Raw genomic sequence first — 19,918 nt, 5'->3', positions numbered from 1 at the left:
CTCTCAGCTCAGATAGGTGTAGCCGCTGAGGCCCGCGTCGAGCTCCGCCAGCAATTCGGTCTTTTCCTCGGCGGATATATCCAGGTTCTCGAACTTGTGGCGGTAACTCTGCGCCAACTCCTCCGGCGCCAGATGCACATAGCGCAGCAGTTCGTCGGTGCGATCGCCGTACTCGGCGTCTTCCAGCCGCCAACTGTCGTCGGTCAACACCACGTTGACGGCATTGGTATCACCGAACAGGTTGTGCATGTCGCCCAGAATTTCCTGATAGGCACCCACCATGAAAAAGCCGACCAGGTAGGGCTCGCCTTCACGCAGCTTGTGCATCGCCAGGGTCGGCATCACACCTTCCCGATCGACGTAATGTTCGAGTTGTCCGTCCGAATCGCAGGTGAGGTCGCACAGGCGCGCACGCACGGCCGGGACTTCATCCAAACGGTGCAGCGGCAGGATCGGAAAGACCTGTTCGATCGCCCAGGCGTCCGGCAGCGACTGGAACAGCGAGAAATTGCAGAAGTACTTCGCGGACAATTTGAGCTGAAGCTCGTCGATCGTTTCACGATGAGCACGGATCGAGGCATCCAGCCGTGGGATCGCCGCACGCGCCACCGCGTAGTAGGCCCGTTCGGCATAGGCGCGTTGTTCGAGATCGAGACGCCCATGCGCGTACTGGCCCTGGGCCTCGCCCAGGAAATGCGCGGCATCGTGCAGCGACTCGATCGGCCCCTGTGAGTCGATTTCGTCGAACAGCGCGAAGAAATCCCGCAGGATCGCCGGGGCGTCGGCCGGCGGCGCTGGCAAGTCATGATCCGGCACCGTTTCCTGATCGATGATGGAACTGATCAATACCGCGTGATGCGCCGTCAGCGCGCGGCCGGATTCGGAGATCACATTCGGCTCCGGCTCGCCGGTGCTGGCGCAGATTTCCTGCAAGGCGCGCAGGATATTGCGCGCGTACTCGCGCAGCGAATAGTTCATCGAACACAGGCTGCGTGAGCGGGTCCCTTCGTAGTCCACACCCAGCCCGCCGCCCACGTCCACCGTGTCAACGGGCGCGCCGAGCTGTCGCAACTCCACGTAAAAACGGGCCGCTTCCTGCAAGCCGCGCGCGATGTCCTGCACGTTGGCGACCTGAGAGCCGAGGTGGAAGTGGACCATGCGCACGGTATCCAGCTGTCCGGCCTCGCGCAGCATGTTGACCGCCGCCAGTATCTGCGGCGGCGTCAGGCCGAATTTCGACTTCTCGCCTCCAGTGTTCTGCTGGGTGCTGGCGAACTTGGAGGACAAGCGCACGCGCAGACCCAGCAGCGGTGAGACTCCCAGCGCCTTGGATTCGGCGAGCACGATCGGCAGTTCCGACAGTTTCTCGACGACGATGTAGACGCGGTGACCCAGCTTGGTGCCGATCAGTGCCCGCCGAATGTATGAGCGGTCCTTGTAGCCATTGCACACGATGACGCTATCGGCCGGGGCCAGCCCCAGCACGGCGGCCAGTTCCGGCTTGCTGCCGGCTTCCAGGCCGACGCGGGCCCCGCCGTGCGCCACAATGGCCTTGACCACGTCGGCCTGCTGATTGACCTTGATCGGATAGACGGCGGTATAGCGCCCGCCGTAACCCAGTTCCCCGATGACGCCCGAAAACGCGTCCGCCAAGGCGTCGACGCGGTCGTGCAGGATGTCCTTGAAGCGCACCAGTACCGGCAGGTCCAGGCCTTCCTGCGGCAGCCGGCGGGCCAGTTCGTACAGATCGACCTCGGCGCCGTTGTCGCGATGCGGCCGCACCACCGCATGCCCGACCGCATTCACGTCGAAGTAGCCTTCACCCCAGAACGGGATGTTGTATTGCGCTCGCGCGTCGGTCGCGGCCCAGTTGCTCATGCTTGAATTGCGTCCTTCATATTGGTGAACATGCGCTGCCCCTATACTCGCGCGCTCGAAAAGCCGCGCCCTGGAAACTGCCGATGTCCCTAGATCAATCCTGGTTCACCGAGTCGGACGACAACACCGGACTCGCGTTTTCGCTGAAGCTCGGCCAGCCCGTACACAGCGAGACCACGCCCTATCAGACGATCGGCATCTACCGTACCGAAACCTTCGGTTACCTGATGACGATCGACGGCTGCACCATGGTGAGCACTCGCGACAATTTTCTCTACCACGAGATGATGTCGCACCCGGTGCTGAACAGCCATCCGGCACCCAAGCGCGTGGTCATCGTCGGCGGCGGCGACTGCGGCACTTTGCGTGAGGTGCTCAAGCATCCCGAGGTCGAATCGGCGGTGCAGGTGGAGATCGATGAACGCGTCACACGTCTGTCCGAACAGTACTTCCCGGAACTGTGCGAATCCAACGAGGACCCGCGGGCCGAACTGTACTTCGGCGATGGCATTCAATGGATGAAGGACGCCCCGGCGAAATCGATCGACGTACTGATCATCGATTCCACCGACCCGATCGGACCAGCCGAAGGCCTGTTCGGCAAGCGCTTCTACGCCGACTGCATCAAGGCGCTCAAGGCCGACGGCATTCTGGTGCATCAATCGGAATCACCGCTGCTGCATCTCGAACTGATCACGGCGATGCATCGCGCCATGCGCGACAGCGGTTTTGCGCAGACTCAGCTTCTGCACTTCCCGCAGACGATCTACCCGAGCGGCTGGTGGAGCGCCTCACTGGCCTGCAAGTCCGGCGAGCCCCTGGCGCAGCGTCTCGACGAAGCCGCGATTGCAGCACTGAACTGCCGCTACTACTCGGCAGCGATTCACCGTGGCGCCTTCGCCTTGCCGCCGTTCGTCGAACAGGCCCTCAAGGGCCTTTAGCGTGAATCACGCGCGGCGTGATGCCGACCGACCCTCGCGCGCTTGCGGGAGAGGGGACCGCTCGCGGCTGCGAGCGACCCGCTTCCGGGCATAATTCTCTCTGACCGACGGCGGTCATCTGGGGCCAGCGCGGCGCGGGGTCAGGCTTGGGTGGCGATGAAGCCGTACTGAGTCAGGGCCTTGATCCAACGGGGCGCGTTGCGTTTGACGCTGCGGGCTTGGTAATCGACGACGGTGTTTCGGTACGGCTGGTTGCGGCTGAGCATGTAGAAGACGGTTCGCAAAAGCTTGTGGGCCATCAGTTCTCTGAGCACGAAGACATGGCTGGCCGTCAGCTCGCCTTGCACGGCATCGAACAGCGTCTCTCGGGTGGCCTTGAGCCGCCGACTGCCCGTGGACGTCACTGACCGACCACGCCCAGGCGGATGCCGAACCGAAAAAGCCTGATGGCGATCAATCGCTGTCGGCCGGTTCAACGTGCGCTCTCGAAGGAAGCAATCTGGGGGGCGAGTCGGTCCGGTGGGTCACGTTAGAGTGCGGGGTCATTGCCGCCAAAAATTTGCGCGACCTCCTTCCTCCATCTCCCGCCCTACTGTCTCTTTCTTCCTCGGGGGCAGCGCACGTCGCAATCATCGTTAGACGAAACTTGGGCGGCATCGCTACCATGCAGGGGCGTTGACCGGCCGGCGCGATGGGGATCAAGGGAGATGTATGTCATTGCATGATCGAAGGCTTAGCGGCGCCTTGCTGGCGACCCTTGCACTGGGCGCCTGTGCGAGCGACCGTTACCTCAGCGAGGACAGTGCCTACCTGCGTGAGTCCACGATCCCGCCCCCCTATGTGACGACGGCCCGTACCGCGCAGCCACCCCCCAACCCCGCCTTCGAATTCGAGAATCGGCGGTCCGAGATTCTGGATACGCCGACCTTCCGCGAGCAGACCAATGCGGAGATCGAACAACAGCGCACGGCCGAGCGCCTGGCAATGTACCAGCGCAGCGCAGCCCTCGATGGCGGCGGCTACGTGAATGCCGCCGCTTCGACGGGAGGCTATTCGAGCTGGAACACGGTGGCCACCAGCACCGACGCCAGCAACTTTTCGAGCTGGCAGACGGTCGATTCGGGGGTGTTGTATTCCACCGCCTCGGTGGAGCCGACACGCTATGTCGAAACCTCGGTGACGCCGTACACCGACGCCAGCATGGTCGCCCCCAGTCCATCGATTCCGCCGCTGCCGGCGGCACGCGCCGGAGAGTGCTACGCCCTGGTGCGGACACCGGAGCGGTACGAAACGGTGACGCGTGACTACGTATCCCAGCCTGCGTACGAACGCTACGAAGTGATCCCGCCGCAGTACACCACCGGAACACGCAGCTTCACCACGCAGGAAGCCTACGAACGGCTGGAAGTGGTTCCGGCCACGTTCAAGACCGTGACCGAGCAGGTTCTGGTGCGTCCGGCCTCGACACGCTATGTGACCACCGAACCGGTCTACGAAACCCAGAACGAACGCATCATGATCGCGCCGGCGCGGCAGGTATGGAAGCCGGGACGTGGGCCGATCGAGCGGCAGGATTATGGCACCGGGCAGATCTACTGCCTGGTCGAGGAACCGGCCCAGTACAGCACGGTGACGCGGCGCGTGATGCGGCGCACGCCGGAGGTCCGCCAGGTCGAGATTCCTGCGGAGTACCGCACGGTGACGCGGCGCGTGATCGATCGGCCGGCACAGGTCCGGCGGGTCGCCGTCGCACCGCAGACCTCGCAGATGACCGTGCGGGAGCTCAGCTCACCCGGTCAGGTGCGGCGCGTGCAGGTGCCGCAGCAGACATCGAGCTTGCCGGTCAAGCAACTGGTGTCGGCTTCGCAGCTCGAATGGCGGCCGGTATTGTGCGAGACCAACATGAGCCCGGGCACGATCAAGCGTCTGCAGCGTGCGCTCAAGAGTGCCGGGCACGATCCGGGTCCGATTGACGGCAAGGTGGGCCCACGCACGATGGCGGCTGTGAACGCCTATCAGCGTAGCCACAAGCTGCCGGTCGATGCCTACCTGAACCTCGATACCCTGCGCGCGCTCGGCGTCGCCAACTGAGCGCGACCGCTCGCCGCCGGTCAGCTTTCGAAGCGTTCGCGCAGCTCTTCGATGCGGGCTCGATTGACCCCGAAATCCGAATAGCCTAGGCGCGCGGCCGAGCGCACATGGATGGTGCCTTGGTCGGGCATCACGTAGAACTCCACATCGTCGACGAAGCCCAGGAGCCGCGATTCGAACTCGGCGTGCAGATAGCGCTCGTCCGCCGTGACCACCGTGGCGCGCGGCCAGCTCTCGACGATCTGCCGCAAGCGCGGAATCACCGCCAGCGGATCGCCGACGAACCGGAACGGATGGACGTGCTGCGGATTGTCTTCGATCGAACTGCCTTCTCCGGCACCCGAGAGGCTGCTGACACAATTCGGCTTGTTGGGACATGGCGCGAGACGACCCTCACGCACGCCGAGATTCCTGGGACGTTTTCCTGACAGTTTCATGGTGTCTACCCCCTTCCGGCGGACTATTCGCCGCTGATCGACGATCAGGCGGCCTCCCCTTGTTCTTCCACAAACCGCACACCCTTCATCCGGGATTCGAGTATCGCCGCACGCAGCACCTCGATCGCCTTGGTCCTCGGAAACGTCTTGCGCCAGATCAAGGCGATGCGGCGTGATGGTGCCGGCGGCGCGAACGGCTTGGCGACCAGCAGGCTCGGCTCCTGCGGTCGGTTTTCGATCGATGACTGCGGCAGAACGGTGATGCCCAGGCCGCTGGCCACCATGTGTCGGATCGTCTCCAGGCTCGACCCGGTCTGCGGCTTGGGGCCGTCACCATCGGCATCGACACACTTGGGACAGGCTTCTAGCACCTGATCGCGAAAGCAGTGACCGGGCCCGAGCAGGAGCAGAGGCTCCTCGCTCATGCGTCGCGCGGTGATCGAGTGCTCCTCGGTCCAGTGATGGTCCGGTGGCAGCAAGACCACGAAATCCTCGTCATACAGCGGCCAGGATTGCAGGCCGTTCAGGTCGATCGGCAGCGCCAGAATGGCCACGTCGAGCTCGTTGTTGCGCAGTTGCTCCAGTAGCACCGAGGTGAAGTTTTCCTCGATGACCAGGGGCATCATCGGCGCATTTCGGCGCAGGATCGGGATCAGATATGGCAGCAGATAGGGGCCTACGGTGTAGATCGCGCCGAACCGCAGGGGCCCGACCAGTTCGTCACGCCCTTCCTTGGCGAGGTCTCCGACCAGCGCGGCCTCGGCCAGCACCCGCTTGGCCTGCCCGATGATGCGCACGCCGACCGGAGTCGGCCGCGCCTCGCCGCGATTGCGCTCGAACAGCATCACGCCAAGTTCGTCCTCGAGTTTCTTGAGGGCCACCGACAGGGTTGGCTGCGAAACGAATGAACGCTCGGCGGCACGGCCGAAGTGCCGTTCCTTGTCGAGATTCACCAGATAGCGAAGTTCAGTCAATGTCATGTGTTCAATGTATCAGAACTATACAAACAGCCCTTATAGATAGTTCCACCTTATCGAACACCGACTGTCGGCCGGATGAATACGCTTCAGACCCAGTCGCGAACCTTGAGGAACTTCTCCAGCAGTTCGGCTTCGGGCGAGGCCGCGACCGGTTCGTGGCGATAGCGCCAGGCCACCTGCGGCGGCATCGACATCAGTATGGATTCGGTACGGCCGCCACTCTGCAGACCGAACAAGGTGCCACGATCCCAGACCAGGTTGAACTCCACGTAGCGGCCGCGTCGCAGCGCCTGCCATTCACGTTCGCGCTGCCCATAGGGCATGGCACTGCGGCGCTCGACGATCGGCACATAGGCCGGCAGGAAATGATCGCCGACGCTGCGCATCAGGCCGAAGGCCTGATCGAATCCGCCCTCCTGCCAGTCGTCGAAGAACAGGCCGCCGACACCGCGCGGCTCGTTCCGGTGCTTGAGGTGGAAGTAGTCGTCACACCAGGACTTGAGCCGTGGATGCACATGTTCGCCAAACGGCGCGCAGGCGGCCTGTGCCTGCCGGTGCCAATGACGTACGTCGTCCTCGAAGCCGTAGTACGGCGTCAGATCGAAGCCGCCGCCGAACCACCACACCGGGACCTCGCCCGGCTTTTCGGCAATGAAGAAACGCACATTGGCATGGGCTGTGGGCACATAGGGGTTGCGCGGGTGGATCACCAGCGAAACGCCCATCGCACGAAATCCGCGACCGGCCAGCTCGGGGCGCGCCGCACTGGCCGATGGCGGCAGCTGCGAGCCGTATACATCCGAAAAGCCGACACCGGCGCGCTCGAACACTGCGCCGTCCGAGAGGATGCGGCTTACGCCGCCGCCGCCTTCCTCGCGTTGCCATGGGTCCGCGACGAAGCGCGCCTCGCCGTCGAGTCGCTCCAGTTCGCGGCAGATCCGGTTCTGCAGTCCGCGCAGATAGGATTCGACGGCGCGGGCGTCGGTCACATCGCTCATACGGTCCTGGATCTCCGGCTTTACCGCCGCAGCATGAATCCGCTGCGCACGTCGCGGATCGGCGTGGGGCCCTCAAGACCTCCCAGCGGGCCGGGTACCAGGCCATCGATTTCGGAGCGTAGCTGCAGGCGCACCCGCGTCGCGCTCAGGGCCGGATCGCGGCCGGCACGATTGGCGCTGGTCGATACGATGGCGCCGCCGAAGTAGTGGCACAGCGCGCGCACGACCGGGTGGTCGCTGATGCGTACGGCAATGGTGTCGTGGTCGCCGCTCAGCCACAGCGGGCAGTCATCGGCGCAGGGAAACAGCCAGGTCACCGGACCCGGCCAGGTGGTCGCGGCGCGGCGGATCGCGGAATTCGACGGCAGGGTGATCCAGGGCATCAGCTGGTCGAAATCGTTCGCGACCAGGATCAGGCCCTTTTCCCAGGGCCGGTTCTTGATCATCAGGATGCGCTCGCATGCGAGCGCGTTGTCAGGGTCGCAACCCAGACCCCAGACGCCTTCGGTTGGATAGGCGATGACGCCGCCGCGCCGCAATACCCGCGCGGCGCGCTGCGGCGACAGCCGCGGCGACTGGCGCGTGTAGTGACGCGCCGCGAGCGAAGCACTGGATTCGGAGAATTCGCTCAAGAGCCGGTGGCCTTACACGGTTTGGATATCGGCAGGCAGTGTAACCGCGCTTCGGTCCGCCAGCCCACTGCCGTGGCGCGGCCGAAACCGCGCCGGATCAGCCAGCCGCCTTTTTGGCAGCTGCTTTCCTGGCCGCGCGCTTCTTGGCCGGTGCCTTTTTCGCCGTCGCCTTCTTGGCGACTTTCTTCGCTGCGGTCTTTTTGGCGCTCTTCTTCGCGCCCTTCTTGGCCGGCGCCTGCTCGGCGAGCAGTTCCTCGCAGCGCGCCAGGCTCAGCGATTCGGGTTCTTCGCCACGCGGAATCTTGCCGCGACGCGAACCGTCGGTGATGTAGGGTCCGAAACGGCCCTTGATGATCCGCACTTCGCTGGCGGCGAAGGTCTTGATCGTGGCCGCTTCCAGCGCGGCGAGCTTGGCTTCGTAGAGTTCCAGCGCGCGCGGCAGTTCGATCGTGTAGGGATCGTCGTCCTTCTTCATCGAGACGAAGGTCTTGCCGATGCGCACGTAGGGGCCGAAGCGGCCGATGTTGGCCTGGACCTCGGTGCCGTCGGCGGTCTCGCCGAGCGTGCGCGGCAGTTCGAACAGGGCCAGCGCGGAATCCAGCGTGATTGTGTCGATGCGCTGGTTGGCACGCAGGCTGGCGAAGCGCGGCTTGTCCTCGTCGTCCTTGGTGCCGATCTGCACGAACGGCCCATAGCGGCCCAGGCGTGCCGTGACCGGCTTGCCGGATTCGGGATCGGTACCCAGTTCGCGCGTTTCCGCCACGTCCTGGCGCTTGAGTTCCTGCTTCAGGTCGACCGTGGGCTTGAAGTCACCCCAGAACTCTTCGAGCAGCGGCACCCATTCCTTCTCGCCGCGCGACACCGCGTCGAGGTTGTCCTCGAGCTTGGCGGTGAAATCGTAGTCCACGTAGCGCGTGAAATGCTCGGTCAGGAAGCGGTTGACGATCATGCCAACGTCGGTCGGCGTGAAGGCCTTGCCTTCGAGCCGCACGTAGTCGCGCGACTGCAGCGTGGAGATGATCGTGGCGTAAGTCGACGGCCGGCCGATGTCGTACTCCTCGAGCGTCTTGACCAGACTCGCTTCGGTGAAGCGCGGTGGCGGCTCGGTGAAATGCTGGTCGGGGATCACGTCGATCAGTTCGACGGTCTCGCCCTGGACCAGCACCGGCAGGCGCTTCTCGTCGTCCTCGTCGTCCGGCTGATCCTTGCCATCGGTATAAACCGCGATGAAGCCGGGCTCCACCAACACCGAACCATTGGCGCGGAAGGCATGATCCGGCCCCGCGCGCAGCTCGGCGGTGACGGTGTCGTACACCGCCTGCGTCATCTGGCTGGCGACGGCACGCTTCCAGATCAGCTCATAGAGACGGGCCTGATCCGGCGGCAGCGCGCGCGCGATGTGCTCCGGCAGACGCGAGGCCGCCGTGGGACGGATCGCCTCATGCGCTTCCTGCGCGTTCTTGGACTTTGCCTTGAAATGACGTGGCTCGGGCGGAACCGAGCCGGCGCCGTATTTGCCGGCGATGGTCTCGCGTATCTCCTGCAGGGCGTCCTGGGCCAGATTCACCGAGTCGGTACGCATATAGGTAATCAGGCCGACCGTCTCGCCGTCGATCTCGGTGCCTTCGTAGAGCTGCTGCGCGGCGCGCATGGTGCGCTGCGCGGTGAAGCCGAGCTTGCGGTTGGCCTCCTGCTGCAGGGTCGAGGTCGTGAACGGCGGCGAGGGATTGCGGCGCCGCTGCTTCTTGTCGACCTTGGCGACCAGCAGCTTGCCGTCGGCCGCCTTGAGCAGTGCACTCTTGGCGCCCATCGCGCCGACCACCGAGGTGATCGTGAACTGCTCGACCTTGCGCGTCGAATATTCGACCAGACGTGCCGAGAACTTCTGGCCATCCTTGTCGACGCGCGCCTCCACGGTCCAGTACTCGCGCGGAATGAAGGCCTTGATCTCTTCTTCGCGTTCGCAGATCAGGCGCAGTGCCGGGCTTTGCACGCGACCGGCCGACAGGCCGGGCGATACCTTGCGCCACAGCAGCGGCGACAGATTGAAGCCCACCAGATAGTCGAGCGCGCGCCGTGCCTGCTGGGCATTGACCATGGGGCTCGCGATTTCGCGCGGTTCGGCGATGGCCTTCTGCACTTCGCGCTTGGTGATCTCGTAGAACACCACGCGTTTGACCGGCTTGTCCTTGAGCTGCTTCTTTTCATGCAACAGCTCGACCAGATGCCAGGCGATGGCCTCGCCTTCGCGGTCAGGGTCAGTTGCGAGAATCAGGGTGTCGGCACTCTTCAGCGCCTGACTGATGGCGCGTACGTGTTTCTCGTTGCGATCGATGACCTGGTACTTCATCGCGAAGCCGTGCTCGGTGTCGACGGCGCCGTCCTTGGGCACGAGATCGCGCACGTGGCCGTAGGAGGCCAGGACTTCGTAGTCGCTGCCGAGATATTTCTTGATCGTCTTCGCCTTGGCTGGCGATTCGACGATGACCAGGTTCTTGCTCATTCGCCCGCAGGGTGCGTAGAAAAAAATGTCTAGGGCGCGAGCTTATACGGGCCGCGGTCAGGGTTTGTCCAGTGCGCCACCCGGCGCGGACCTTTGCCTGACCGGTACCGGCGGCCCCAGACAGTTGCTGGACAGCCGCCGGAATCAGTGCAGGAAATCGCCGTCGTAATAGACCATTTCCTCGACCTGGGCGGCCGCGTCCTCGGCGCCGGGCTCGTTGATGAGCACCAGCAGCACCACCCATTTGACGCGCTCCAGGTCGATGTCATCCTCGATTTGCAGCAGACGGTCGATGACCAGTTCGCGCGTCAGCCCGGTGAGGATGCCGAGCTGCTCCAGATACAGCACGAAGCCGCGACATTCGCGCGACAGACGGGCCTGCTCGGAGCGGGCATAGATGCGGATGGCGCCGGGTGCGCCGGTGATCGAGAGGTTGCGACGCTGTTCGGCGAGTCCGTCAAGCCAGCGGAAGGCATGGTCGACTTCGTCTTCGGGAAACCCGGCGCCGACCAGTTCGACGCGCAAGGTCTCGTGATTGGTTTCGTCGGAGAACTCACCGTCCATGTAGTTCTCGAACAGATACATCAGCACATCGAGGACGCTTTCTTTCATGGGCGTATTGTGCAGTGAAAACCCGCCGACGTCAGTGCATCGAGGTTCGGCCGGTACAAGCTGGAAGAGTGCGTGGGTCCCGCTCGCCACGAGGCGATTGGAACTTTAGTGTGAATCACGCACCGCGTGATGCCGAGCTACCCTGGCCCGCTTGCGGGAGAGGGCGCTCTGCGGGGTGCCGCTTGGCGGCATGGCCGTTAGCCCGATTTCAACCGAATGAACGCGCCGCCCGGTTGGCTTGCCGCGAATCCCGCAAGTTCCAGATCCAGCAACACCGCCGACAAGGACGCCACGTCCAGGCCCGATCGGTCGACCAGCGTATCGAACGCTGTCGGTGCGTCGTCGATCACCTTGAGAACACGACGCTGTGCTGCAGTCAGCGCTGCCGCGGACGATGGGGCGGTGTTCCTGACGACTCGCCGTTCGCCGAGCTGCGATGCCAGTTCATCAAGCAAATCCTGCGCCGTTTCGACCAGTTTGGCGCCCTGCCGGATCAATGAGTGGCAACCGCGCGCCATCGGGTTGTGGATCGAACCGGGAATTGCGAACACCTCGCGCCCCTGCTCGGCCGCCAGCCGCGCCGTGATCAGCGAGCCGCTGCGCGTCGCCGCTTCGACCACCAACACACCCAGCGACAAACCCGACAGAATGCGGTTGCGTCGTGGGAAATGCTCCGGTAGCGCGGGCGTGCCGGGTGCGAATTCCGACACCAGGCATCCGTCTTCGACGATGCGATGCGCCAATCCGCGATGCCGCGCCGGATAGACGCGATCCAGACCGGTGCCACAGATCGCGATCGTGCTGCCGCCACCATCGAGCGCACCCTGATGGGCTGCGCCATCGATACCCAGAGCCAAGCCGCTGGTAATGACCAGGCCGTGGCGGACGAGTTCGGCCGCGAAGGCGCGTGCATTCTCCAAGCCCTGCGCGGTCGCGGTGCGGCTGCCGACGATGGCCAGCTGCGGGCGTGCCAGGGTACTGGCCTCACCCTGGCAGAACAGCGCCAGCGGCGCGCGCGCGATTTCGACCAGGCGCGCCGGATAGTCCGGATCATCGATCGTCAGCAGTCGGCGATTGCTGGCGCCATGCAGCCATTCCAGGCTGGCCTCGATCTGCGCCGGGTCCGGCTGTTTCAGCGGTGCGTGCTGGGCTTCGGCGATCCCGGCGGCGCGCCAGGCGCGCGGACCGGCCGCCAGGGCGGCCTCGGCGGAATCGTGCGCGTGCAGCAATCTCAGGCCGGCGGCCGGACCGACGCCGGGCGCCTGCAGCAGCGTCAGCCAGGCGCGTTGCTGGTCCGGCGTCACGAGCGACTCAGCGCGCGGCGCTGTGCGGCTTGCCGACCTTGTCGAGCACGTGCAGCGGCCGCTCAGCAGTCATGACCAGTCCGTAGGACAGACGGGCATCAGCCTTGAAAATCATCAGGTTGCCGGCGTAGAGGTCCGGCAGTTGCACGCGCGAGGCCGGGTCGTAGGGGTCCTTGACGTTGCGCCCGCGCTGGAAGATCGACAGCACATGGCCGGGCTCCAGGCCTTGGTCGGTGCCGCGATTGATCGCCACGATCTGGTACTGGCCGATCTGTGAGACGCCATCGAACACCGAAATGATGGTGCCTCCGAGCTCGGCATCCGGAGAATGCGGATAGAAATTCGAGGCGAACAGTTCCAGCTCGCGCGGCAGCAGGCGATTGCCGATGCGCGTCTCGCGATAGCTGCTGACCAGTTCGGCAGTGCTCGGTGAACCATAGTCACGGACCTCGGCTTCGGCCGTGGGTATGGCTTCGTAACCCAGGATGTCGCCGGTTTCCGGGTCGCGATAGGCATCGCCCACGTTGACCACCGAATAGCTGTAGGCCTCGTCGCGTGGCAGGTTCTTGACGTAGAAGCCGTCGCCGGCACCTGCGATCAGGCGCGAGTCCAGAAACGCCAGCACATACGGTGCGGCCTTGAGTTCCTCCAGCGAAACGATGCGCGGGCCACGCAGGAAGTCACGAATCGCCTCCAAGGGAATCGCCGGTATCGCATCGCCGAGCCCGCTTTCGCGGATCTGCGGGGACAGACGTTCGATCGCAACGCCGGATTCACGCATCAGCTGCGGATGTCCGTCGACCCAGGTGATCGTCAGCACATCACCGGGATAGATCAGATGCGGGTTGCTGACCTGACCATTGACGTACCACAGTTCCGGCCATTGCCAGGCGTCCTGCAGGAAATATCGGGAGATATCCCAGAGCGTGTCGCCCTTCTTGACCACGTAGCGGCCTGCTCCGCTTTCGCGCAGGCGGACCGTTTCGCGCATTGGCGCAGCCGCTGGGGTCGCTGTCATCGGCGCCGGATCGCTCGCCGGAGGAGCCATCGGCAACGGCGCTGGCGGCGCCACCGGCTGCGTCGCGCAGCCGCCCAGCGCCGCGCCCAGCAGGATGCCCGCCGCGAACCGACCCGGCCGCAACGGCCCGTCACCGGCGAACCCGCTATACTTGCGCATTGATGCCACCCCCTCAGGCTTTCGCCCTGGATTCTGTCATAAATCCCTGCGGCGGCACATGCTTGGCGGTGGCAGTTGCTGTCGACTCTAGCCGTCGACGTCGACTCGGGAATAAGCCGAAGAGCTTGCTGACATGGCCTTGATGACGATCCTCCACCATCCGGACGCACGCCTGCGCGAAAAGGCGCGGCCCGTCGAACAGTTCGACGGCAAGCTGCAACGCCTGATCGACGACATGTTCGAAACCATGTATGACGCGCCCGGTGTGGGCCTCGCCGCCACCCAGGTCGGCATTGCCTTGCGGCTCGCGGTGATGGATTGTGCGCGCGAGGACGGCCAGAGCGAGCCGATGGTGATGATCAACCCGGAAATTCTGGAACCGCTGGACCTGGAAGCCATGGACGAAGGCTGTCTGTCGGTGCCTGGTTTCAGCGACAAGGTGCAGCGCTACAACCGACTGCGCCTCAAGGCGCTGGACCGCGAGGGCAATCCCTACGAGATCGAAGCCGAAGGCCTGCTCGCACAATGTGTGCAGCACGAGATCGACCATCTCGACGGCAAGCTCTATATCGACTATCTCTCGGCGCTCAAGCGCGAGCGCATCAAGAAGAAGCTCGAAAAGGCGGCGGCGCGGGTGTGAGCCGGGTCATTCAAGGGCTAGGGCTATTGATCTCGCGCAAAGACGCAAAGACGCGAAGAACGGCACAACACGAAGAACGGCTTCTTATTTCTTTGCGCCTTTGCGTCTTTGCGCGAAACTCGCCGTTGTCGTCCGCACATCGATGAGACTCGTCTTCGCCGGGACCCCTGAATTCTCCGTGATCGCGCTCGATGCGCTGCACGCGGCGGGGCATGACATCCTGGCGGTCTACACCCAGCCCGACCGGCCCTCCGGACGCGGCCGCAAGCTCAGCGCTTCGGCGGTGGGGCAGCGCGCCGAGACGCTGGGACTTGAGGTGCGCAAGCCGCCACGCTTCACGCCCGAGGCGGTCGACGAACTGGCCGCGCTCGCGCCGGAGCTGATGGTGGTGGTGGCCTACGGGCTGATTCTGCCGCAGGCGGTGCTCGATGTTCCGGTGCATGGCTGCTTCAACATCCACGCCTCGTTGCTGCCGCGCTGGCGTGGCGCGGCGCCGATCCAGCGCGCGATCCTGGCCGGCGACCGTGAATCCGGCGTCACCATCATGCAGATGGACGCGGGGCTCGATACCGGCCCGATGCTGCTGCGCGAAGCGCTGCCGATCGACGAGGCCATGAACAGCGGCGAACTCCATGACAGGCTCGCCGTGCTCGGCGCGCGGCTGATCGTCGAAGCCGTGCAACAGTGCGCCGAGGCCAGGCTGTGTTCCCAGCCGCAGCCCGCGGAAGGCGCGACCTACGCCCGCAAGCTCAGCAAGGAGGAAGCCCGGCTCGACTGGACCCAGCCGGCGCCGATCCTGGCGCGCTCGGTACGGGCCTACAACCCCGCACCGATGGCCTGGACCGAACTGGACGGCGAACGTGTGCGCATTCTCGAAGCGCGGCCGCTGAGCCTGCCGGGCTCGACCGAGCCCGGCCGTGTGCTGGCCTCCGACGGCCAGGGCATTCACGTCGCCACCGGCGACGGTGTGCTCAGCCTGCAACGCCTGCAATGGCCCGGCGGCAAGCCGCTGGCGGCAATCGATGCGGTGCGCGGCCGCGCCTTGGACGGTCTGCGCTTTTCCTGAGCAGGTTTCAGCTCGGCGGTTGCAAGGCTTCGACCGGCACCACCAGGCATCGAGGGATGCCCGGCGAGGTCGTAGATCGTCAGCGTACCCAGCAACGGGGCGAGCAAGTCCGCGACCGGCGGCAGGCCATGCGGGAAGTCGCTGACACCCACCGCTCTCCCGCAAGCGGGCGAGGGTCGGTCGGCATCACGCGGCGCGTGATTCACGCTGAGTTCGGTGGACCGTCCCTGCTCGTCGACCCCGGTGATGCGCACCGCCACGCTGGCTGGGCTATCGCCGTGGCCTGCGGCCCACCACGAGCAGGCCGCAGGCTGCCAGGCCGGCGAACGCAGCCCCGCCGATGAACGTGGCCGCAGCGCCCATCTGCTGCCAGAGCAGACCGGCCAGCAGGCTGGCCAGCAACAGGGCGCCGCCGCTGACCAGATTGAACAGTCCGAATCCAGTGGCGCGCAGCGAAGCGGGTGCGGTGTCGGCCACCAGCTTGGAGAACAGGCCCTGCGTCAGCCCCATGTGCAAGCCCCAAACGGCGGCGCCCATGAGCACCAGCGCCGGCCCTGTGGCAAGCGCCAGCATCACGTCCGCCGCAACCAGCACCAGCAGACCGGCAAACAGCAAATGCCTTGCGCTGATCCGGTCCGCCGCGATCCCGGCCGGCAGAGCCGAGGCGGCATAAATCACGCTCATCACGATCATCACCAACGGCGCCAATGACAGCCCCAAACCCACGTCATGGGCCCGTAGAATCAGAAAGGCTTCGCTGAAGCGTGCCAGCGTGAACACGCCACCGAGCAGCACCACCCACCAGTAGCGCGCCGGCAGCCTCCGCATGTCCGCAAGGCGCAGCGGAATCCGGCGGCGTTCCTCCGCGGCGGCCTGAGCCTGCGGTTCGCGGACCGCGACCCAAAGCAGGAGCACGGAGATGAAGGCTGGAAGCACGGCGATCCAGAGCACGGCCTGCAGATCGCCGGCCAGCACCAGCATCAAGGCCACCGCCAGCATCGGCCCAAGAAAAGCGCCGACGGAGTCGAGCGACTGGCGCAAACCATAGGCCGCGCCACGCTGGAGCGGTGCCGTGACATCGGCGACCAGGGCGTCGCGCGGTGCGCCGCGTATGCCTTTGCCGATGCGGTCGACGAAGCGTGCCGCGAATACCCAGCCGATGGAGCCGGCCAGCGGAAATACCGGTTTGCTGAGTGCCGCCAGCCCGTAACCGGCAATCAACAGAGGCTTGCGCCGTCCCAGGCGGTCGCTGAGCGCACCGGAAAACACCTTGGTGATCGCCGCGGTGGCTTCGGCCACCCCTTCGAGCACGCCGATCGCGAACATGCTGGCGCCCAGCGTGGTACTCATGAACAGCGGCAGCAGGCTGTGCACCAGTTCGGACGACATATCCATGAACAAGGACCCGAAACCGAGCGCCCAGACGCTGGCCGGCAGGCCGCGCCAACTGGCGCGCGCAGTGCCGACCGAAGAATGTTGCTCGCGCATTTCGCCACCTGCCATGGAACACCGTCCGGATTCTTCGTATCGCGGGCGCGCGGCCAAGACCGCCGCACGCAGCGGCCACTACAATAGCGCCACACCGATGCATGAACGCGTGCCCGCGTCATACCACAGGAAGCCCGTTTGAAGAACGTACGCGCGATCGCTGCCCGCGCCGTCGCCCGCGTCATGCGCGGGCGCAGTCTCGATGATATCCTGCTGCAGGCGCCGCAGGTGCCGCCGCGTGACCGCGCCCTGTTGCAGGCCATGGTCTACGGCGTGATCCGCGATTACCGCTTGCTTGGCGCGCTGGTCGATGCGATGTCCGATCGCGCGATCGACAACGATGAAGTCGATGCGCTGCTGCGCGTGGGGCTCTATCAGCTACGCTCGATGCGCGTGCCGGCCCACGCCGCCGTCCAGGAAACGGTGGAGGCGACCACGATTCTCAACCAGCCGCGTCCGCGCGCGCTGATCAATGCCTTGCTGCGTCGTTACCAGCGCGAGCAGGCGCAGCTCGAAGAGGCGCTAGTGCAGTCGCCGGGGATCGTTCATTCACATCCGGACTGGCTGGTGCGCCGTATCGAAGCCGACTGGGGCGCGGCCGCCGAAAGCGTGATCGCGGCCAACCAGCAGGCCGGACCGATGACGCTGCGTGTCAACGGCCGACGCATGAGCGGCGAGGCGTATCGCGCGCGTCTGGCCGCTCAGGGCCTGGACGCGCACACCGTGCCCGGCGTGCCCGAAGCCCTGGTGCTGGCGCAGCCGCAGCCGGTCGAGGCGATTCCGGGATTTGCGCGCGGCAGCGCCTCGGTGCAGGACGCCTCGGCGCAGCTCGCCGCCGCCTTACTGGACGCGCAGCCGGGCCAGCGCGTGCTCGACGCCTGCGCGGCGCCCGGCGGCAAGACCGCCCACATTCTCGAACGCTGTCCGGATGCGCAGGTGGTGGCCCTGGACTCCGACAAGCAGCGCCTGATCCGCATCGATGAGAGCCTTCGCCGCCTGCGACTGAGCGCGCAGGTGGTGGCCGGTGATGCCGCGCAACCTGAGCAATGGTGGGACGGCACTGCGTTCGAACGCATCCTGATCGATGCGCCCTGTTCGGCCACCGGCGTGATCCGCCGCCATCCGGACATCAAGTGGTTGCGTCGCGAGGATGACGTCGAGCGACTGGCCCAGGGGCAGTTGCGCATGCTCAAGGCCTTGTGGCCGTTGCTGGCGCCCGGCGGTGTGCTGGTCTACGCGACCTGCTCGATCCTGGACGCGGAAGGCGCTGCGGTGGCCGAACGCTTCATGGCGTGCACCGCCGATGTGCAGGAATTTCCGATCGAGGCCGAATGGGGCGTGCCGGCACGGCTGGGGCGGCGTCTCGCGCCGGGCGGGGACTTCGACGGCTTCTACTACCTGCGCCTGCGCAAGGCCGAAAGTGCGGAGGCCGCGCCGTCGAAATGAGTCCGCAGACCCGTGTCGGGCGCGCCAAGAAAAAAAGGGGGCGGATCACCGCCCCCTCAACACTGCGCATAGCACAGCTTCCCCTCACCAACCCCAAAACCCTGTTCGGCACGACCGGCCTGATGGCACCGCGAAATGGCTCCGCAACGGCCGTGACGATTGGCCGTGTCGGTTCGCAATTTCGATGCCATGGCGAGTGCCTGCTGCCCCCGTTCCCACTGTCGAAACTTATCTTGCGGCGCAACAATTCCCGGCGTAAGGTTCGCCGCCCATGAAGATCATCATCCTCGGCGCAGGTCAGGTCGGCGCAACTCTGGCCGAGAATCTCGCGGGCGAGCAGAACGACGTCACGGTCGTGGATACCAACGGTGGGCTGTTGCTCGAACTGCAGGATCGGCTCGACATCCGCACGGTGCAGGGCTACGCCTCGTTCCCGGATGTGCTGCGCCGCGCCGGTGCCGAGGACGCCGACATGATCATCGCGGTCACGGAGTCCGACGAGACCAACATGATCGCGTGCCAGATCGCCTACACGCTGTTCCACACGCCGACCAAGATCGCGCGCGTGCGTTCGGGCGAATACCTGTCGGAAGAATCGCTGTTCCGCCAGGACGCGATTCCGGTCGACATGCGAATTTCGCCGGCGCAGCTGGTCACCGACTACATCCGCCGCCTGATCGAATATCCGGGCGCCCTGCAGGTCGTCGATTTCGCGGATGGCCGCGTGCGCATGGTCGGCGTCAAGGCCTACTATGGGGGTCCGCTGGTCGGCCAGCAGCTGCGCGAGCTGCCGAACCACCTGCCGGGTGCGGACGCACGTGTGGCGGCGATCTACCGGCGTGGCCGGCCGATCCTGCCGGAAGGCGACACCCTCATCGAGGTCGAGGATGAGGTCTTCTTCGTCGCCGCGCGCGAGCACATTCCCAAGATCATGGCCGAGCTGCGACGCGCCGACCGCCCGGTGCGGCGCGTGATGCTGGCCGGCGGCGGCAACATCGGCATGCGTTTGGCGCAAGCCCTGGAAAATTCGATCCAGGTCAAGATCATCGAGCGCAACCGTGACCGTGCGCGCTTCCTCTCCGAGCAATTGGGTCGCGCCATCGTGCTGTGCGGCGATGCCGCCAACGAGGACCTGCTGGTCGAGGAAAACATCGAAGACATGGACGTCTTCTGCGCGATCACCAATGACGACGAGGCCAACATTCTTTCCGCGATGTTGGCCAAGCGGCTCGGCGCCAAGAAAGCACTGTCGCTGATCAACCGGCTGTCCTATGTCGATCTGGTCGAAGGCGGCGTTATCGATATCGCGGTATCGCCGCAGCAGGCCACCGTCTCGGCGCTGCTGGCGCACGTGCGGCGTGGCGACGTGGTGCGGGTGTACAGCCTGCGTCGGGGTGCTGCCGAAGCCGTCGAGGCGGTGGCGCATGGAGACCGCAACAGCTCCAAGGTGGTCGGTCGCCGGCTCGATCAGATCAAGTTGCCGGAAGGCACCACCATCGGCGCCATCGTGCGTGGCGACGATGTGCTGATCGCCCATCACGACACCGTGATCCAGGCCGAGGATCACGTGATTCTGTTCATCGTGGACAAGTCCCAGGCCGGTGAAGTCGAAAAGCTGTTCCAGGTCGGTATCGGCTTTCTGTGAACCGGGCCCGACGATGACGCGATCACGACACAGACATTCGGGCATCATCGGCTAGGTCTGATCATGGGGGTGATTCGACA

General features: G+C 65.1%; 17 protein-coding genes. 6 read left to right on the top strand and 11 right to left on the bottom strand.

Going from position 1 to position 19,918, the window contains the following annotated elements; genetic code table 11:
* Nucleotides 1-3: 3 nt before the first annotated feature.
* Entirely contained in the window at nt 4-1,878 is a 1,875-nt protein-coding gene (gene speA, locus RM530_RS01395; RefSeq protein WP_311363413.1) for a biosynthetic arginine decarboxylase, read from the bottom strand.
* A gap of 83 nt (nt 1,879-1,961) precedes the next feature.
* Between speA and speE the strand changes: the two genes are divergently transcribed.
* Nucleotides 1,962-2,819 (top strand): polyamine aminopropyltransferase, encoded by an 858-nt coding sequence (speE, locus tag RM530_RS01390; RefSeq protein WP_311363412.1) that lies wholly within the window; start codon nt 1,962-1,964, stop codon nt 2,817-2,819.
* Between the two features lie 140 nt (nt 2,820-2,959).
* On the opposite strand, the gene RM530_RS01385 is transcribed toward speE, so the two are convergent.
* The gene (locus RM530_RS01385) at nt 2,960-3,295 is read right to left on the bottom strand and encodes a hypothetical protein (protein ID WP_311363411.1); all 336 of its coding nucleotides are present in this window, start codon (nt 3,293-3,295) and stop codon (nt 2,960-2,962) included.
* Between the two features lie 268 nt (nt 3,296-3,563).
* On the opposite strand from RM530_RS01385, the gene RM530_RS01380 reads away from it, so the two are divergent.
* Nucleotides 3,564-4,910: a peptidoglycan-binding domain-containing protein gene (locus RM530_RS01380; RefSeq protein ID WP_311363410.1), complete on the top strand. Its 1,347-nt coding sequence runs from the start codon at nt 3,564-3,566 to the stop codon at nt 4,908-4,910.
* Between the two features lie 20 nt (nt 4,911-4,930).
* On the opposite strand, the gene RM530_RS01375 is transcribed toward RM530_RS01380, so the two are convergent.
* From RM530_RS01375 to RM530_RS01340, 8 genes are all read right to left on the bottom strand, one after another.
* The gene (locus RM530_RS01375) at nt 4,931-5,347 is read right to left on the bottom strand and encodes a DUF1499 domain-containing protein (RefSeq protein ID WP_311363409.1); all 417 of its coding nucleotides are present in this window, start codon (nt 5,345-5,347) and stop codon (nt 4,931-4,933) included.
* 44 nt (nt 5,348-5,391) lie between these two features.
* Nucleotides 5,392-6,327 carry a hydrogen peroxide-inducible genes activator gene (locus RM530_RS01370; protein ID WP_311363408.1) on the bottom strand — a complete coding sequence of 312 codons (936 nt, stop codon included), beginning with the start codon at nt 6,325-6,327 and terminating at the stop codon, nt 5,392-5,394.
* An 86-nt stretch (nt 6,328-6,413) separates the two neighbouring features.
* The gene (gene hemF, locus RM530_RS01365) at nt 6,414-7,325 is read right to left on the bottom strand and encodes an oxygen-dependent coproporphyrinogen oxidase (protein ID WP_311363407.1); all 912 of its coding nucleotides are present in this window, start codon (nt 7,323-7,325) and stop codon (nt 6,414-6,416) included.
* 20 nt (nt 7,326-7,345) lie between these two features.
* On the bottom strand, nt 7,346-7,891 hold the full coding sequence (tsaC, locus tag RM530_RS01360; protein ID WP_349256146.1) for an L-threonylcarbamoyladenylate synthase type 1 TsaC: 546 nt from the start codon (nt 7,889-7,891) through the stop codon (nt 7,346-7,348).
* 163 nt (nt 7,892-8,054) lie between these two features.
* The gene (locus RM530_RS01355; RefSeq protein WP_311363405.1) at nt 8,055-10,460 is read right to left on the bottom strand and encodes a DNA topoisomerase I; all 2,406 of its coding nucleotides are present in this window, start codon (nt 10,458-10,460) and stop codon (nt 8,055-8,057) included.
* A gap of 144 nt (nt 10,461-10,604) precedes the next feature.
* Nucleotides 10,605-11,072 (bottom strand): Smg family protein, encoded by a 468-nt coding sequence (locus RM530_RS01350; RefSeq protein WP_311363404.1) that lies wholly within the window; start codon nt 11,070-11,072, stop codon nt 10,605-10,607.
* Between the two features lie 197 nt (nt 11,073-11,269).
* Nucleotides 11,270-12,376 (bottom strand): DNA-processing protein DprA, encoded by a 1,107-nt coding sequence (gene dprA / locus RM530_RS01345; protein WP_311363403.1) that lies wholly within the window; start codon nt 12,374-12,376, stop codon nt 11,270-11,272.
* Between the two features lie 7 nt (nt 12,377-12,383).
* A complete protein-coding gene (locus RM530_RS01340; RefSeq protein ID WP_311363402.1) occupies nt 12,384-13,553 on the bottom strand; it encodes a LysM peptidoglycan-binding domain-containing protein in 1,170 nt (389 codons plus the stop codon).
* A gap of 133 nt (nt 13,554-13,686) precedes the next feature.
* Here RM530_RS01340 and def point away from each other — a divergent pair, with 133 nt between their 5' ends.
* Both def and fmt read left to right on the top strand, forming a co-directional pair.
* Nucleotides 13,687-14,193, top strand: coding sequence for a peptide deformylase (def, locus tag RM530_RS01335; protein ID WP_311363401.1), 507 nt, complete (start codon nt 13,687-13,689; stop codon nt 14,191-14,193).
* A 142-nt stretch (nt 14,194-14,335) separates the two neighbouring features.
* Nucleotides 14,336-15,259 (top strand): methionyl-tRNA formyltransferase, encoded by a 924-nt coding sequence (gene fmt / locus RM530_RS01330; RefSeq protein ID WP_311363400.1) that lies wholly within the window; start codon nt 14,336-14,338, stop codon nt 15,257-15,259.
* 270 nt (nt 15,260-15,529) lie between these two features.
* Here the strand turns inward: fmt and RM530_RS01325 are convergent, their stop codons facing one another.
* Nucleotides 15,530-16,747, bottom strand: coding sequence for an MFS transporter (locus tag RM530_RS01325; RefSeq protein WP_311363399.1), 1,218 nt, complete (start codon nt 16,745-16,747; stop codon nt 15,530-15,532).
* Between the two features lie 138 nt (nt 16,748-16,885).
* On the opposite strand from RM530_RS01325, the gene rsmB reads away from it, so the two are divergent.
* Together rsmB and trkA are read left to right on the top strand one after the other, a co-directional pair.
* Nucleotides 16,886-18,193: a 16S rRNA (cytosine(967)-C(5))-methyltransferase RsmB gene (gene rsmB, locus RM530_RS01320; RefSeq protein ID WP_311363398.1), complete on the top strand. Its 1,308-nt coding sequence runs from the start codon at nt 16,886-16,888 to the stop codon at nt 18,191-18,193.
* A 271-nt stretch (nt 18,194-18,464) separates the two neighbouring features.
* Nucleotides 18,465-19,838, top strand: coding sequence for a Trk system potassium transporter TrkA (gene trkA / locus RM530_RS01315; RefSeq protein WP_311363397.1), 1,374 nt, complete (start codon nt 18,465-18,467; stop codon nt 19,836-19,838).
* Nucleotides 19,839-19,918 lie beyond the last annotated feature (80 nt).

This window comes from Banduia mediterranea (assembly GCF_031846245.1).
GTDB classification, from domain to species: Bacteria; Pseudomonadota; Gammaproteobacteria; order Nevskiales; family Nevskiaceae; genus Banduia; species Banduia mediterranea.
Note: the sequence above shows the minus strand (reverse complement) of the source record. Positions and strands in the feature narration are given on the sequence as shown.

Bases quoted from the DNA above. Each gene is read 5' to 3' on its own strand.
- def (WP_311363401.1), top strand. From the start codon at position 13,687: ATGGCCTTGATGACGATCCTCCACCATCCGGACGCACGCCTGCGCGAA.
- RM530_RS01375 (WP_311363409.1), bottom strand. From the start codon at position 5,347: ATGAAACTGTCAGGAAAACGTCCCAGGAATCTCGGCGTGCGTGAGGGT.
- RM530_RS01325 (WP_311363399.1), bottom strand. From the start codon at position 16,747: ATGCGCGAGCAACATTCTTCGGTCGGCACTGCGCGCGCCAGTTGGCGC.
- speA (WP_311363413.1), bottom strand. From the start codon at position 1,878: ATGAGCAACTGGGCCGCGACCGACGCGCGAGCGCAATACAACATCCCG.
- RM530_RS01370 (WP_311363408.1), bottom strand. From the start codon at position 6,327: ATGACATTGACTGAACTTCGCTATCTGGTGAATCTCGACAAGGAACGG.
- RM530_RS01350 (WP_311363404.1), bottom strand. From the start codon at position 11,072: ATGAAAGAAAGCGTCCTCGATGTGCTGATGTATCTGTTCGAGAACTAC.
- RM530_RS01355 (WP_311363405.1), bottom strand. From the start codon at position 10,460: ATGAGCAAGAACCTGGTCATCGTCGAATCGCCAGCCAAGGCGAAGACG.
- fmt (WP_311363400.1), top strand. From the start codon at position 14,336: ATGAGACTCGTCTTCGCCGGGACCCCTGAATTCTCCGTGATCGCGCTC.
- trkA (WP_311363397.1), top strand. From the start codon at position 18,465: ATGAAGATCATCATCCTCGGCGCAGGTCAGGTCGGCGCAACTCTGGCC.
- speE (WP_311363412.1), top strand. From the start codon at position 1,962: ATGTCCCTAGATCAATCCTGGTTCACCGAGTCGGACGACAACACCGGA.
- hemF (WP_311363407.1), bottom strand. From the start codon at position 7,325: ATGAGCGATGTGACCGACGCCCGCGCCGTCGAATCCTATCTGCGCGGA.
- RM530_RS01340 (WP_311363402.1), bottom strand. From the start codon at position 13,553: ATGCGCAAGTATAGCGGGTTCGCCGGTGACGGGCCGTTGCGGCCGGGT.